This window comes from Longimicrobium terrae, assembly GCF_014202995.1.
Lineage (GTDB): Bacteria > Gemmatimonadota > Gemmatimonadetes > Longimicrobiales > Longimicrobiaceae > Longimicrobium > Longimicrobium terrae.
The window spans coordinates 159,583-174,564 of sequence record NZ_JACHIA010000008.1; the positions used below are offsets into that span (position 1 = coordinate 159,583).

Genomic DNA, 14,982 nt, shown 5'->3' on the forward strand with positions numbered 1-14,982 from the left:
TCAGCTCCCGCCCAAGGCCCTCTTCCGGCGGACCGCCTCCCGCGCGGCGGCCCGGATCCCCTCCGCGTCCAGGCCGAAGCGGGCCAGGAGCGCACGCCAGGGACCCGTCTCGCCAAAGCGGTCCTGCATGGCCACGGGGACCACGGGCGCGAGCACCTCTCCCCCCAGTGCGCCCAGAACGGCTTCGTACAGCCCGCCTGTGATGCTGTGTTCCTCGGCGGTGACCAGGCAGCCGCAGCGGTGCGCCGCGTCGCGCACGGCCGCCGCGTCCAGCGGCTTGAGCGTAGGGAGGTTGATCACTTCGGCGGTGATCCCCTCGCCCCGCAGCGCGTCGGCGGCCGCCAGCGCCTCGGCCGTCAGCGCACCCGCCGCCAGCAGGGCCACATCTCTCCCCTCCACCAGCCGCTCGGCAAGACCAATGCGGAAGGGCGTGCCCGGCGCCGAGATGCACGGCACGTCCTCCTTCTGCAGACGGATGTACACCGGCCCGTCATGCGCCGCGGCCGCGAAGACGGCCTGCTTCGCCTGCTCGTAGTCCGCGGGAACGAGTACCGTCATCCCCGGAAGTGTGCGCATGAGCGCCAGGTCTTCGATGCCCTGGTGCGAACCGCCGTCGTACGACGCCGCCAGGCCGCCGTGTGTGGCTACGATCTTCACGTTGGCCCCGGCGTAGCAGACGGCCTGCCGGATCTGGTCAAAGGCGCGGCCGATGAAGATGGCGTAGGTGGTGGCGAAGGGGAGCTTGCCCGCGGCGGCCAGCCCTGCCGCCACCCCGATCATGTTGGCTTCGGCAATCCCCATATTGAAGAAGCGCTCGGGAAAGCGCGCCTGGAACCAGTCCGTGCGGGTGGAGCGGGAAAGGTCGGCGTCCAGCACCACCACCCGCGAGTCACGCTCCGCCAGTTCGATGAGCGCGTGCCCGTAGGCGTCGCGCGTGGGCCGCGCCGTCACGCCGGGCTCCCTTCAATCTCGTCCAGCGCCGCGGCGAGTTCCGGGTCGCTGATGGGATGATGGTGCCAGTGGGTAACGCCCTCCATGTACGAGACTCCCTTTCCCTTGATGGTCCGCGCCACCACCACGCTGGGCGCGGGCGAGGTGCGCGCGGCAGTCAGCGCGGCGTCGAGCGCGTGAAAGTCGTGCCCGTCCACCTCATGAACATCCCAGCCGAACGCCCGCCATTTGGCGCCCAGATCGCCCAGGGGAATGATGGACTCGGTGGGCCCGTCGCTCTGAAAGCCGTTGCGGTCCACGATGGCGACAAGGTTGGGAACCGCCAGGGCCGGCGCGGCCATGGCCGCTTCCCAGTTCTGCCCCTCCTGCAGTTCGCCGTCACCCAGAATGCAGAACACGCGGTTGGAGCGCCCGTCCATGCGGAAGCCCAGCGCCATCCCCAGAGCAATGGAGATTCCCTGGCCCAGCGAACCCGTGGAGGCGTCCACCCCCGGCAGGTCGCGGGCATTGGGGTGCCCCTGCAGCCGCGTCCCCAGCCGCCGCAGCGAGCCCAACTCCTCCCTGGGAAGCACACCCGCGTGCGCGAGCGTGGCGTACAGCCCGGGCGCCCCGTGCCCCTTGCTCAACACGAAGCGGTCGCGCCACTCGGCGCGGGGGTCGCGCGGATCGTAGCGCAGGTGGCGGAAGTAAAGCAGGGTCAGGATCTCCACCATGGAAAGCGACGGGCCCGCGTGCCCCGTCTGCGCCTGGTGGATCGAGGTGAGCGTCAGCCGGCGGATCTCGCGGGCGTGCCTGCGCAGCACCGCGGCGTCCAGCGGCGCGAGGGGGGCGTCACTGCTCACGGGTCACCTTCCCCAGCGCGCGGTCGTAGCGGTCGGAAATGCGCACCTTGTCGTCCAGCAAGGCGGGGGAGAAGATCTCCAGGACCTCCAGCACCTCGTCCCCCTCGTTGGCCAGCGCGTGGGGCTCGCCAGGGGTGGAGTGGTCCAGCTCCCCCGCCCCGATCCGCACCTGGAGATCGCCCCGGGTCAGTGACAGCACGCCCGTGCGCACGCAGAACACCTCGCGCCGCAGTTCGTGCGCGTGGAGGCTCGTGGAACGGCCGGGGAGGAGAACCGCCAGGGACAGCCCGTACTCTCCGCCGGCCACGAGGACGTGGTTGCGCCCGTACGGCTTGTCCAGCACCAGCTCCGCGACGGCCGCCAGTTCGTCGAGGGGGGCTCGAAGTGCGCGCGCGAAGCGGACAAGCACGTCGTCCGGGACGCCGGGGAGCACGCCGCGGATGAATGCGTCGCGCGCGTCGGCGTCCGCCGGGGAGGAGGGGGAGAGGATCACCTGCGGCGCTCCAGTTGTGGGAATCAGTCGGCGATGAGCCGCCGCAGAGACACGGCGGAGCGCGAAAGGGCGCGGCGCACGCTCGCGGACGAGCAGGGACGCATCAGAAATATGCCTCCAGCCAGAGCTCCAGGTTCAGCACCAGCCACACCTTGCGGCCGAACGCGGGGTCCCGGGCCGGGCGCGGCGCGTCCAGCCACGCCCTGAGGCGCCGTGGATCGAACACCTGGCTCACGCGCGCGCCGGGACGCAGCAGCAGGCCGCGGACATAGTCGCGCTGTGGACCGGAAAACCATTCGGTGAGCGGGACGGGAAAGCCCATCTTGCGGCGGTGCAGCACGGCGGGGGGAAGCTCGTGGCGGTACAGGCGGCGCAGCACGTGCTTGGTCACGTCGCACACCTCGCTGTACTCCGCCACCTCCTTCGAAAGCGCGGCCAGGAAGTGGGCGGGGCTGCGCCAGCGGAGCTTTTCCCGCTCGGGCAGGTCGAACGCCGCCTGTACCAGCCGGTGATCCACGAACGGGACCCTCGCCTCGACCCCCACCGCCATGGTCGTGGCGTCCAGCATCTGCAGCAGCCCGGGCAGGTGCACCGTTTCGAACACCAGCGCGATCTGATCGTGGTACGAGCGGTGGGCCGCCTGGTCGAACCGGTCCTGGAACACCGCCCGGCATGCCTCATCGCCGGCGGCTGCGGTCCGCATCTCCGGGGTGTAGAGCGGTGACTTTTCCTCCCAGGGAAAATACGAGTACCGGTCCAGGAAGAAGTCGAGCGGAGAAGCGACCATCCCCGCGCCTCCGGGGAAGCGCGCGCGCAGGCGGGCGCGCGCGCGCTCAAACGGCGTACGGAAGATGCGCCCGTAGCCGTCGAACAGCTCGTCCGCGCCTTCGCCGCACAGCACCACCGTCACGTGCTGCCGCAGTTCGCGCGCGAGCATGTACATCGCTACTTCGTTGTGCATCCCCAGGGGCTGGTCCTTCACGCGGATCAGCGCGCGGGTGTGCTCCAGGTAGGGTGCGGCATCCAGGCGGAGATGGTGGTGCTTGGTGCCGAAGTGCCGCGCCACCTGGTCCGCGTAGGGCGACTCGTCGTAGTCATCGCCCTCGAAGCTGGCGGTGAAGGTGGTCACGGGCGCGCCCGTGCGCGCCATCTCGCAGACGACCACGCTGGAGTCCAGCCCGCCCGACAGAAACGCGCCCACGGGAACGTCGCTCAGCATGCGCCGGCGCACGGCGTCGCCGATCAGCGACTTGAGCTGCGCGCGGTCTTCGCCGGTGGCGCGCCGCGGCCGGTGGGTGAGGTCGACATCCCAGTACCGCGTGCGGTGAATCCGCCCGTCGCGCACTTCCAGCAGGTGCGCCGGCGGCAGCTGCTGGATCCCCGCGAAGAGCGACTCTGTCCCCAGCGCGTGCCGGTACGACAGGAAGCTGGAGACGGCGGCCAGATTGGGAGCGCGGGGGACGCCGGGGTAGGCCAGCAGCGCCTTGATCTCCGATGCGAACAGGAGCACGCCGTCCTGCACGCGCAGAAACAGGGGCTTCACGCCCAGCCGGTCGCGCGCCAGCAGCAGCCGGTGGTCGCGGCGGTCGTACAGCCCGAACGCGAACATCCCCAGGAACCGCTCCACACAGGCGGGGCCCCACTCCAGGTACGCGTGCAGGATCACCTCGGTGTCGGAAGCGGTCCGGAACCGCCGCCCCCGGCGCCGAAGGTCGTCGCGCAACTCGGGAAAGTTGTAGATCTCGCCGTTGTACGTGAGAAAGACCGCGCCCTCCGGGTCAGTCATCGGCTGGTTGGCCGCGGGGTCGAGATCGATCACGCTGAGGCGCCGGTGGCCGAACGAGAACTCCGGGTGGTGCGCAATCCCCTCGGCATCGGGGCCGCGGTGGTCGAGGCACCGCGTGGCCGCTTCCACCGCCCCGCGATCGAGGACCGCGCCGGGGTGCAGCCGCACCGCCCCCACGATGCCGCACACGGCGCCGCTACGCCGCGTCCGGCGAGAAGATCGCCTCCGCCACCGCCAGGTCGTCGGGCGTGTCCACCTCGAACCAGCGCAGGCCGCCGGTGGGCACGGCGGAGATCTCCACCCCCTCGTCGCGTACCAGCCGGCGCATGACCGACTCCAGCGGGGTGTGCCCCCCGTCCTGGTCCGCCGCGCGCTGAAGTGCGGAGGCCAGAGCCGCGCGGGCGTCGGCCACCCCGAAACGTGTGAGGTTCACCGTCTTGAACTTGCCCTGCAGGGGCGTTCCCGCCGGGCGGTCGCGCTCGTGCACCCAGTCGCGTACCATCCCCTGCGCGTCCACGTCCACGAAGGTGCCGGTGAGCCGCGGCTCCCACGGCTCCACGACGGTGGCATTGGGGTGCGGGGCCGCCAGCAGGCGGTGCAGGACGGCATCCTCGAACACCACGTCTCCCTCCAGCACCACCACGGCCGCGCCCGGGTCCACCCCCTGCAGCCCCAGGCGCAGCGACTCGCTGGTTCCGGTGTCGGCGAAGCGCGCGTTCTCCACGTACCGCACGGGCAGCGTGCCGAAGCGCGGGCCCACGGCGGCGCGGACGACACCCGCCATGCACCCCACCACGATCACCACTTCTCCGGCGCCCTCCCGTTCCAGCGCGGCCAGGGCCCGCAGCAGGATCGGCGTCCCGGCCACCGGGGTCAGGCACTTGGGAACACCGCGCCCCTCCGCGCCCAGGCGGCTCCCCAGCCCCGCGGCCAGGATCACGGCCCACGTGCCGGCGCCGCCCGTTGCGTCATCCATGGCGTGCCTCCGCCAGCACCTCGCGCACGCCACCCAGGAACCGGTCCACATCCCCCGGGCCGATGCTTCCCAGTGCCGCCAGGATCAGCCGTCCCTCGGCCACCGTCGCGGGATCGGTGTAGATGCGGATGCCCCGTGTCAGGAGCCCGTCGTGCAGCCGGTTGTAGCTCACGTCCGCGGGCAGGTGGTACACGCTCACGATGCTGGAGCGGATCTCGTCGGAGATGGGCACGGCAACGAATTCCAGTTCCTCCATCCCGGCGCGCAGCCTCGCGCTCAGGGCGGCGTAGCGGGCGCGGCGCGCCTCGTATCCTTCCCGGACCCACCGCGCCAGGGCGCAGTCGGCGGCAAACAGGAGCTGGACGGCGGTGGTGTACGGGGTGGAACCGCGCCGAAGCGACGCCCACTGCTCGTGCAGGTCGAAGTAGAAGCTGCGCGACCGGCCCCGCAGCGCCTGCAACTCCGAGGTGCGGGCCAGCACGAACGACACACCCGGGTAGCTTTCCAGGCACTTGTTGGGGGTCAGGGACGCGAACGCCACGTGGTCGGCGGCCAGGTCGAACGCGCAGGCGCCGATGCTGCTGATCCCGTCGACCACCAGCCGCGCTCCGTACCGCGCCGCCAGCGCGCCGATCTCGTGCAGGGGCAGCACGACGCCCGTGGCGGTTTCGTGATGCACCATCAGCACGTGGGTGACGGCGCGATCGCCGCGCAGCGCCGCCTCCACCCGGTCCAGGTCCACAGGCTCCAGCGGGGGAAGGCTGAGCCGGGTGAGGGGGATGCCGTAGTGGGCCACCACCTCGGCCATGCGCGCGGAGTACCGCCCGTTGTCGATCACCAGCACCTTGCCATGGATGGCGCTGATCACGGCCTCGTTGGCTCCCGTGCCCGACGCGACGAAGGACACGCACTGGTGCGTGCCCGCGCCGTTCAGCAGTCCCGTCAGCCGGTCGCCGAACCGCTCCAGCAGCGCGGTGACCTCGCTGTCCCGGTGGTACAGGTCGCCGGTGAGCAGCGCCTCGCGGACCTCGGGCGAGACATTGGTGGGGCCCGGCGTCATCAGCAGCGTGCTCACCGCGCCGCCACGCCGGCGCGCGGGGTGGCGCCCTCCCGGGAAAGCTCGGGCACCGGGCGGGGGGCCGCGGCGGCGGGAGCCGGCGCGAGCGGAGGCTCCGGCGCGAGCACGGGGAGCAGGTACTCGGCCTCGGCATGCGTGAGCTCGTCCTGGTTCACCAGGCGAAAGATGTCGCGCATGCTGGCAATGTCGGGTTCGGCGCCGGCCACCCCGCGCTCGCGGAAGATGCGCGCGCTTACGTCCTGCATAGCGCGCACGGAGGCGCGAAGGTTGTGATTGGCGCAGATCACCATGGAAATCCCCGCCTCGCGGAACTGTGCGCACGTGGTTCCGTGATAGGTCGTGGGCGCCACCACCAGGGGGGCCCGGCGGTCCCACCGCGCGGCGAACTCCAGCACTTCGTGCGCGGTGGTGGCTTTGGAGTGGACGAACACGGCATCGGCGCCGGCCTCATGGTACGCGGCCGCGCGGTCCAGCGCCTCGTTCATTCCACGGCCGGAGATCAGCGCTTCCGTACGGGCCACGATGCAGAACCCGTCCGAGGACTGGGCGTCCTTTCCGGCGCGGAGCTTTCCACAGAACTCCGCCACGTCGGCCAGCGGCTGGCACTCGCCGACGAAGGAGTTGGTCTTGGGAAAGAGCTTGTCTTCCACGCTGACCGCCGCGACCTGACGCTGGCCGAGCTTGCGTACCAGGCGGCGGAAGTTGTTGAAGTTGCCGAACCCCGTGTCACCGTCGAAGAGCACCGGAATGGACGTCGCGTCGGTGATGAACTCGACGATGTCCAGCACCTGCGTCCACGAGGCCTCGTTGCTGTCGCGCAGCCCCAGCGACGAGGCGATCCCGAACCCCGAGGCCCAGATCGCGGGGAAGCCGGTTTCCTCCACGATGCGGCCGGCCAGCGCGTTGTGCGCCTCCATCAGATACTCGGGCTCGGAAGACGCGAGCAGCGCCCTGAACCGGGCTTGCCGCTCCGCCGCCGTAGTCGTGCCGATCGCTAGCATGGTCGTTCGCGGGGACCGGGCGGAAGGGGCGTGCGACTCGCGCGGGCGCGAGGGCACGATCGGGCGTTCCGTAAGGAGCGGCGGGCCATTCTCCCTCCCGCGCACGGCGTGCGCTCCTTGCGCTCGTGCGAGCCCGGGAAACTCATGGGGCGGCCGCGGGAAGCGGGGGCCAGCCGTCCGGGGGGGCCACCCCGACGGCGCACGCCCGCAACGTCTTCTTCAGGGGGCGCAACTCGGGAACGCGCCCCAGCAGCGCCTCCAGAGAGGGAGCCCACGACAATTCGTATACAGCCACAGGCGGCGCAGACACCCCCAGCAGCGCCTCCAGCGAGGCGTCCACCTCCGCCGGGTCAACCGGGTTGAGCCCCAGCCACTCCGCGTGGTTGGGATTGCCGATCCCTTGCAGGAAAGGGCGTAAGCGCCGCGGCAGGTCCTCGGCTTCTTCACGGCGCAGCCCGGGCGGCGCATCGGCGCGGAAGCGGGTGAAGACGAGGGCGGCGAGTTCCGCTTCGGCAGCCAGCGGGGCACCAAACCGCTGCGCACCCTGGCCCGGGTACAGCGCCACCTTCTCATAGACCTGCCAGAGCGCGTCATCGTCCCACAACGTGGCGCGCTCGCCCACGGGAAAGTCGCCAGCCAGTTCGGGGAACGAGGCCGCCGTCGCAGCGCTCACCTTGAAGAACGCCGGCCACCCCCGCGCCACCACTTTCCCGTCAGGACCGGGCATCAGGCAAACGTTGTCGTTGGCCAGCTTGGCCACGCTGAACCCGTGCAGCGCCTCACAAAGCAGCGACGTCTTGCCGGCCCCCTTGTTTCCCACGGCCAGCACCGCAACGCCGTTGGCCACCACGGCACTGGCGTGCACCACCACCCCTCCCCGGCGCTGCACTTCGTTCAGCACCACGTCCTCCACGACGCGCAGGGCGGGAACCCGGGCCCGCTCCGCCGTGGGGCTCCACACCCGCACCTCCCGGGCACTCCGGTCGATACGCACCGTGGCCCCATGGGGACGGATCTCCACCCAGCGGATGCCGTCCCGCTCCACTGTAGCACCGTCGCAGCGCAGAAACCCCTTGCTGCGGTCCACGGGAAACACCGGGGCGGCGGCAAACCCCGGCGCGTCGGACGGGCAAGGGCCGACCTCCACCCGCACGCGGGCGGCAACCGGCAATCCACCGGCGGGCTCCACCCCGAAGAAGGGGGTGAGGTACGCCTCAAGGAACTCGGCCACCTCCGCGGCGGGCCCCGCGAACTCCAGCTCGATGGCGTGCGGGCCGTAGGTCAGCCGGACGTGCTCCCTCACCGGACGTTCCTCTCCCCGGCCGGCGCCTCCTCCGGCGGGCGCGCGTGCAGCAGGGGGCCCAGCGTCCGGTGTGCCCGCTCCAGCTCGGGAACACGCTTGAGCAGGCTCACCGCGCTGGGAGCCCACACCAGTTCATACACGGGGGTCTGCCCGAACAGCGCGGCACCTACGCGCTCCATGTTCCGGTCGATGGCGTCATCGTCGCATGTGAAGTAGCCGTGCCAGTTGTGGTAGATTGGATCACGGCTGCCCAGGTACACCCGGGGAAGAAACCCCACCAGTTCGTCCACGCTCTGAACGCGGCGCAGCCGCGTTTCCTCCCCCGGGGCAAAGCGGGCGATGACGCACGCCGCCAGGCGCGTGGCGCTGGGCTCCAGCGTGGTGCCGAGGCGGGCCACCACATCGCTGGAGCGCAGCACCGACTTGCGCCCCTCGCGCCAGAGAGTGTCGTACGGCAGCCGCCTCCGCTCGGGGGGAATCGCAAAGTGCAGCCGGGGGTGGTCCGCCAGGGTGCCGTGCGAGACGCTGAACGGGGACGGCCAGCCGTGCGCCGACACGCAGCCGTCCTCTTCTACCCGCAGGACGACGGTGTCGCAGCTGAGCTGGCGCGTGTCAAACTCGCTGAGCAGGTCCAGGAGCAGCGTGGTCTTGCCGTGCCACATCTCGCCGAGCAGCAGCACGCCTCCCTCCGGAGTGGTGACGCCGCTGGCATGCACCTGGATGGCCCCTTCCGCTTCCAGCCCCGGGGTCAGCAGCCCCTTGATCAGGCGCACCCCGTCCCGCACCAGCAATTCCGGGTCGGGCTGCACCAGATCGATGCGCGCGGCGGGCCGGTCAAACGCCGCGTACGTGTTCGTGGCGTCCACACGCACCACCCACCGGTCTGCGCCCGGCGAGCCCCAGCGGGTGCCCGTCGAAGCCAGGTGCGCGTAAAGGCTGGTGTCGACCGCCAGCGGCTCGCCGGGGCCCTCGCAGCGGGCCGCCAGCGCGGCGCTTCCTTCGCTCCCCAGCCAGAGGTTCACCCGCGAAGGCGCCTGGTTAGGGCCGACCCGGAAAAACGGCTCCACCTCGGAGCGGATGGCGCCCAGAACGTCTTCGGTCGCAGAAAGGCCCAGCGTCAGCCCGGCGAACGTCAGGTCAGCGTTGAACACCGGTCGCATGCACTGGCAAGGTGAAAGGCGAAGGGGTCGATCCGGGCAGCGCGACCGTTCCGCCAGCGGTACGGGGTACGAGCCAGCCGGGCGGGCTGCGCAGCCGGGCTGCATTCAGAACGTGCCAATAAATGTCAGAATGCGCAAGGTGGGAGGCGAAGTTCGCAATGCGGGGCGATGAGCCTCCGCGCGGCGGTTCCCGCCGCGGCGGAACGACGATTCGCGGGCGGAATGTCTCCCCCTCAGCGGTCGCCGTTCACGGCCAGGAGGACGGCGGTTACCGCGCGATTGAGCGGGGTTGGAATGTCGTGGCGCATTCCAAGCCGTACAACGGCTCCGTTGCGTGCATCGACTTCGAGCGACGCCCCCGCCAGGCGGTCGGAGAGCATGGACGTTCCCGCCCCAGGGTCGCCTTCCTGCAGCGAGGTGACAATCTCGTCCGCGATCCCGTCGTCCAGGGGAACGCCCTCCGCCCTCGCCACCCGTACGCACTCCAGCACCAACTCTCTGGCGAGCCAGGCCACCCCGGGTTCCCTGGTTACGCCCAGGGTGCGGCCGGTGAGGGCCGATACCGCACCGCCTGCCACGTTCTGGCACAGCTTCCGCCAGCGTGCGTCCTCAAAACGCTCCACCACCTCGACTTCGACATCGCTCCCGGCGAAGAGCCGGGCGAACGCTTCGCCCCGTTCGCCCGCGGGAACCTTCAGCCGCGCCGGACCGTTCTGCGTGACCCGTCCGGGCGCCGTGCGTGTGGATGGACACTCCACCACGACGGGGAGCACCACCGCACGGCCGGCGTATGGCGCCACGCGCGCCTCGTGCTCCACCCCGTTCTGCAGCACCGCGATGGTGCTCTCCCCGCCGGCCAGAGCGCGCAGCCAGGCGGCGGCGTCCGGGGTCTGGTGTGCCTTGGTGGCCAGCAGCACCCAGGGCATCGGCTGCACCTCGCGCGGATCCGTGGCCGAGGGAGGATTCTCCCGCAGCACGCCCGAAGGGGTGTCCACCACCAGCGCGTCGATCGAATGGCGCACACACAGCAGCACCGCTTTCCCCGCGGCGCTCAGGTGGGCCGCGATACACCCGCCCACGGCGCCCACGCCGACAACGGCGATCTCGGTCCGTGGGGAGGTTCCGGTGTTCTCAATGGAGGCTGGGCTCGCCACGGTACCCGCGATGGGGAAAGAGGGCGGCGCGTGCGGCTTGGGAAAGCCTGGATCTGGCACCTCGACGCGCCGTGCACGTGCCGCGGCCGGCCAGGCCGCTACGGGTAGTTGCCAAACCGCAGGTGGTACCCACGGTCGATCGGCTCCTCGCTGGTCAGGTCGATGAAGCCACGAAGGCAGCCCTGGAAGCGCTGGGCGAACTCGTGCAGCGCTTCCTCGCGCGACTGGCGCTCGATGACCACCGCGGTGCGGGCGACGTGGGTGAGTTCGTCCGCGAGGATCGAGTCCATCACCTCGGTCGCCCCGGGCACGTTCTCCGGGGGGCAGTGTGAAGTGAGGGAGGGGCGCAGCAGGATCTGCAGGCTCGCGTTGCGCAACTGCGCAAGGTTGATGTGGATGAAGTCGTCCAGCGTGGGTGCTTTCTGGTCCGGCGCATCGTCGGGGGCGGCCGGTTCCTGGTCCAGGCCGTACCCGGGGGAGAGCGAGGCGAGTTGCTCCCGGAAAGCAGCCGGAACCACTCCCGGAAAGGCCAGGTCCAGGATCGTCAGAAACGCGCGCGCGTGGTCGGACTGGTCGACGGCGTGCCGCTTCAGAAGCTCGCGTTCCGCGCTGTCCCCGGCGCGCACCGCCATCGACCAGAGCCGCCGCGCGTCCTCTCCCTCCCGCTGCGCGTTCAGCATCAGCGATCGTGCGGTCCAGGGCCTGTTTTCCAGCGCCACCCGGTAGGCATCCGCGTACACGTCCGTGCTGAACGGAGCAAGCTCCTCCGCCGTCGCGTTTCGCAGGGCCGTGAGGTAACGCGGGCACTCGGGGGTGGGGTGAAAATGGGCGAGCCCGATCTCCGCCAGGAGGACCACCCGGTGGGTCAACCCGCCAGACGTGAGGGCGTCATGGGCCTCTGTGAACATTAAACCCCCGCTTCGGCGAGGCTGTGGCCGTAGATGAGCTCGGCCTGCTCCGGCGCGCGCTGCGGGCTGGGGCTTTTGGTGCCGAAGTCGCCCAGCACGCGCCGTTGGCGGGGGGTAAGCTCGCGCGTGCGGTCTGCCAGCACGGCATCAAGCCTTTCCACGGGCCGCAGCGCCGTCTGTCCGTACCGCAGCGCAATGCTGTACCGCGTGCGCCCCACCTTGTTGGGCCCCACGGCATGCCACAGGGAGTAGGGGAAGAGAAGAACGTCCCCCGGGTTCACAAGCACCTGCAGTGTCCCGGGAGGGAGCTCGCCGTCGGGGCCGATCTGCCGGTTCATCTCGTGGATGTGGCACAGCGGGTCCGAGTCGGTGACCGGCCAGCGGTGCGAGGTGGGGATCAGTACGAAGTTGCCCGCATCCGGCGTGGAAAGGTCGGTCAGGAACAGCTGGGCCTTGATCTCGAGGAATGCACTGTCTTCCGTCACCCTGACCTTCTGCAGCCCCGGACCCATGTCGGTATGGAACCCGGTGATGGCCTCGCCCGCTGCGCCCCGCACGAAGATCTCGGAACCCATCAGCTGGATGTACGGCCCCATGAGCGAGACCAGCTTGCCGAAGTACTTCGGGTGATCGATCAGGAAATCGAACGCGGGCGACAGCCGCAGAGCGTTTCCGAGCTTGTATGAATTCTGGTGGTAGTATGCCTCCCGAACCACCGCCCCGGTCTGGTCTGCCTGGGCGCACAGGCGGTCTACCTCAGCCAGAAGTGCAGAAATTTCGTCCGTCGAGAGGACGGAGCGCAGGAGCAGGTAGCCCTCGCTGCGAAAGTGCGCTTCTTCTTCTGGTGAAATCAATTCGAGTTGTGACACGCGGCCTCCGTGGCAGGGTCGGATACGGCACAGCCAATCAGATTTTTTGCTCGGCGGATCTCTGCTTGTGGAGTCGCTGGAGGAAGGCGTCCCGCTCGTGCCGCTGCGAAAGCCGGAACCTCCGCGAACCCTGGGTTGATGCGTTCGTGGATTGTTCCTACACGAGCGCTTGTGCTGTGCCGGGAAGAAACGACTCCACGGAACTGCTGTTATAGTGATTGTCGGCAGGTGGACCTGTCAAGCGTTTTGTGTCTTATTGTGAGGCTTGCGCTCCATGGCCGTAGCCCGGCATGGGAGAAGCACAGGCGAAACATGGGTCATCCCGGAGTTGATCGTCGGGATTCGACCGATCGGGAAATGACGTTAGCCCTCCGATGGACATCCATCGGAGGGCTAACGTCATGCAGGCGAGTGGAACTCGACCTGCACTCGGAACTGGGCGCTTTCTCACCTCGCGCCAGGCAGGGAGCAGGCGCGGTGCCGGGCTTTTGCGGAGCGAGCAGCTGGCGGATGAATCGCGAGGGCCGCGGGCGCTGTCACGTTCGGGCCATCACGCCGCCATTCCGCAGCCGCGGATCGAGCTGGCCAGCCGTCCCTCCTCCGCCCACCGGGTGGCGGGTTGTGGGTGGTGAAGCTATCCCTCCACCAGCGCGTCCAGGCGCTTGGCGCTGAACCCCGCTGTCGCCTTGTCCCCATGGACCACGACGGGGCGCGTGATGAAGGTGTACTCCTCCGTCATCAGCCGCAGCAGATCCTCTTCCGACAGCGTCTGTTCGTGCAGCCCCATCTTGCGATACTTCATCGCCCGCTTGCTGAACAGCGTCTCGGCGCCGCCCACCTTGCGCGCCAGGTCCTCCACCTCGGCGTGCTCCAGCGGCTGCGCCTTGAGGTCGCGCAGCGAGCGGATGGTGACCCCCTTGCCCCGCAGGTGCTCCACCGCCTTCTGGCAGGTGGAGCAGTGAGGGAGCCAGTACACGTCCACGCCTTCGGCCTCGCTCATCAGACGGCTCCGGCGACGGGCGCGCCGGCCGGCCGGTACTGGCGGCAGAGGGCGTGCACCTCATCGTTGGAGAAGGTGTGGTCGCCGGTCTTGGCGGCCTCGAACACGTGGCTGCACAGCCCCTCGTCCGCCCCGTAGCCGTGCGAGGCCAGCCAGTGGCGCACGTTGCTGATGCCGCTCATCGGCGAAATCTCGATCACCTGGCTGAGCCCGAACCACCCCGCCGGCACGCCGGAGTAGATGCGGTCCGCCAGCCACGCGTCGCCCTTGGCCTCGGCCTTGATGATGGCCGCGGCGTGCACGCCCGTCCCCGTGCGGAAGGCGTCGGGGCCGAACACTGGCCAGTTGTACGCCAGGTCCACCCGGCACGCCTCGGACGCCAGTTCCACGTACTCGTTGAGGCGGGAAAGATCCCAGTCGTGCAGCCCCAGCAGCTTCAGGTTGACCAGGAGCAGGTCCATCTCGGCGTTGCCGCAGCGCTCGCCGATGCCCAGCGCGGTGCCGTGGATGCGGTGCGCGCCTTCTTCGATGGCGGCCAGGCAGTTGGGCACGGCCAGCCCGCGGTCGCGGTGCCCGTGCCAGTCGATCTTTACGTCCTCGCCGCTGGGATCCACGATTTCGCGCTTGACGAAGCGGATCAGCTGCCGGACCCCGTGCGGCGTGGCGTGGCCCACGGTGTCGCAGACGCAGATGCGCCGCGCGCCGCAGTTGATGGCCGTGGTGTACAGCGCCTTGACGACTTCGGGGTTGGCGCGCGTGGTGTCTTCCGTCACGTACATGACGGGAAGGTTGTTCTGAACCGCGAAGGTGACCGAGTCTTCGGTGGCGCGAAGCATACGGTCCAGCGTCCAGTCTTCCGCGTACTGCCGGATGGGCGACGAGCCGATGAACGTCGCCGCTTCGATGGCGATGCCCACCCGCTGCGAAACGTCGATGATGGGCTGCACGTCGGCGCGCACTGTGCGCGCGGCGCAGTTGGGCTCGATGGCGAGCTTGGACTCGACGATCTCGCGCGCCAGCGCCTCCACGTCGCGCACGGCGCGGGGGCCGGCGCCGGGCAGGCCGATGTCAGCGGCGGCGATGCCCAGGTCCGCCATCAGGTGGAGGAGCCGGATCTTGTCGCCGATGGCGGGATCCGTAACGGAAGGTGACTGAAGCCCGTCGCGCAGCGTCTCGTCGTTCAGCTGCACGCCGCGGCGGGTGCTGTAGTCGAAGGAGCCGTCGAGGGTGTTCCAGTCGTAGATCAGCTCGGTCTCCTGCATGGGCGGACCTCGCGGAAGCGGCGGAAGGTGATGGATGCGCGCGCCGGGCGGGGAGCCCCGGCGGCGGTTGGTCGGAAGCCGACTGAACCTAATTCAGCGGGGTGCGGAGCGAAACGGGGAGGGGCGAGGGAATAGGGAATAGGGAATAGGGAATCACTACTGTCCGGCTGACGAAAGTAGATGATGCTGTAGTTAACGA

The 14,982-nt window shown here is 69.7% G+C and carries 14 protein-coding genes; all 14 read right to left on the minus strand.

Annotated features, from left to right (window positions below):
* A complete protein-coding gene (locus HNQ61_RS29590; protein WP_170036697.1) occupies window positions 1–951 on the minus strand; it encodes a transketolase C-terminal domain-containing protein in 951 nt (316 codons plus the stop codon).
* Entirely contained in the window at window positions 948–1,793 is an 846-nt protein-coding gene (locus tag HNQ61_RS14905; RefSeq protein WP_205761850.1) for a 1-deoxy-D-xylulose-5-phosphate synthase N-terminal domain-containing protein, read from the minus strand. Before HNQ61_RS14905 ends, HNQ61_RS29590 begins: the two co-directional genes overlap by 4 nt.
* Window positions 1,783–2,286 (minus strand): cupin domain-containing protein, encoded by a 504-nt coding sequence (locus tag HNQ61_RS28735; RefSeq protein WP_170036696.1) that lies wholly within the window; start codon window positions 2,284–2,286, stop codon window positions 1,783–1,785. Before HNQ61_RS28735 ends, HNQ61_RS14905 begins: the two co-directional genes overlap by 11 nt.
* Before the next feature lie 103 nt (window positions 2,287–2,389).
* On the minus strand, window positions 2,390–4,261 hold the full coding sequence (gene asnB / locus HNQ61_RS14915) for an asparagine synthase (glutamine-hydrolyzing) (RefSeq protein ID WP_170036695.1): 1,872 nt from the start codon (window positions 4,259–4,261) through the stop codon (window positions 2,390–2,392).
* Between the two features lie 7 nt (window positions 4,262–4,268).
* A complete protein-coding gene (locus HNQ61_RS14920) occupies window positions 4,269–5,048 on the minus strand; it encodes a phosphocholine cytidylyltransferase family protein (RefSeq protein ID WP_170036694.1) in 780 nt (259 codons plus the stop codon).
* On the minus strand, window positions 5,041–6,123 hold the full coding sequence (locus HNQ61_RS14925) for an aminotransferase class V-fold PLP-dependent enzyme (protein WP_170036693.1): 1,083 nt from the start codon (window positions 6,121–6,123) through the stop codon (window positions 5,041–5,043). Before HNQ61_RS14925 ends, HNQ61_RS14920 begins: the two co-directional genes overlap by 8 nt.
* Entirely contained in the window at window positions 6,120–7,127 is a 1,008-nt protein-coding gene (gene aepX / locus HNQ61_RS14930) for a phosphoenolpyruvate mutase (protein WP_170036692.1), read from the minus strand. The genes HNQ61_RS14925 and aepX overlap by 4 nt, the downstream gene beginning before the upstream one ends.
* 142 nt (window positions 7,128–7,269) lie before the next feature.
* Window positions 7,270–8,430, minus strand: coding sequence for a hypothetical protein (locus HNQ61_RS14935; protein ID WP_170036691.1), 1,161 nt, complete (start codon window positions 8,428–8,430; stop codon window positions 7,270–7,272).
* On the minus strand, window positions 8,427–9,581 hold the full coding sequence (locus tag HNQ61_RS14940) for a hypothetical protein (protein ID WP_170036690.1): 1,155 nt from the start codon (window positions 9,579–9,581) through the stop codon (window positions 8,427–8,429). Before HNQ61_RS14940 ends, HNQ61_RS14935 begins: the two co-directional genes overlap by 4 nt.
* 242 nt (window positions 9,582–9,823) lie before the next feature.
* The gene (locus tag HNQ61_RS14945; protein ID WP_338088409.1) at window positions 9,824–10,804 is read right to left on the minus strand and encodes a 2-dehydropantoate 2-reductase; all 981 of its coding nucleotides are present in this window, start codon (window positions 10,802–10,804) and stop codon (window positions 9,824–9,826) included.
* A 38-nt stretch (window positions 10,805–10,842) separates the two neighbouring features.
* Window positions 10,843–11,613, minus strand: coding sequence for a hypothetical protein (locus HNQ61_RS14950; protein ID WP_170036686.1), 771 nt, complete (start codon window positions 11,611–11,613; stop codon window positions 10,843–10,845).
* Between the two features lie 38 nt (window positions 11,614–11,651).
* A complete protein-coding gene (locus HNQ61_RS14955) occupies window positions 11,652–12,521 on the minus strand; it encodes a phytanoyl-CoA dioxygenase family protein (RefSeq protein WP_170036685.1) in 870 nt (289 codons plus the stop codon).
* Between the two features lie 634 nt (window positions 12,522–13,155).
* Window positions 13,156–13,521, minus strand: a complete 366-nt coding sequence (locus HNQ61_RS14960; protein ID WP_170036683.1) for an arsenate reductase family protein — start codon at window positions 13,519–13,521, stop codon at window positions 13,156–13,158.
* A complete protein-coding gene (locus HNQ61_RS14965; RefSeq protein WP_170036681.1) occupies window positions 13,521–14,783 on the minus strand; it encodes a LeuA family protein in 1,263 nt (420 codons plus the stop codon). The genes HNQ61_RS14960 and HNQ61_RS14965 overlap by 1 nt, the downstream gene beginning before the upstream one ends.
* Window positions 14,784–14,982 lie beyond the last annotated feature (199 nt).

Bases quoted from the DNA above. Each gene is read 5' to 3' on its own strand.
- HNQ61_RS14920 (WP_170036694.1), bottom strand. From the start codon at position 5,048: ATGGATGACGCAACGGGCGGCGCCGGCACGTGGGCCGTGATCCTGGCC.
- aepX (WP_170036692.1), bottom strand. From the start codon at position 7,127: ATGCTAGCGATCGGCACGACTACGGCGGCGGAGCGGCAAGCCCGGTTC.
- HNQ61_RS14960 (WP_170036683.1), bottom strand. From the start codon at position 13,521: ATGAGCGAGGCCGAAGGCGTGGACGTGTACTGGCTCCCTCACTGCTCC.
- HNQ61_RS14965 (WP_170036681.1), bottom strand. From the start codon at position 14,783: ATGCAGGAGACCGAGCTGATCTACGACTGGAACACCCTCGACGGCTCC.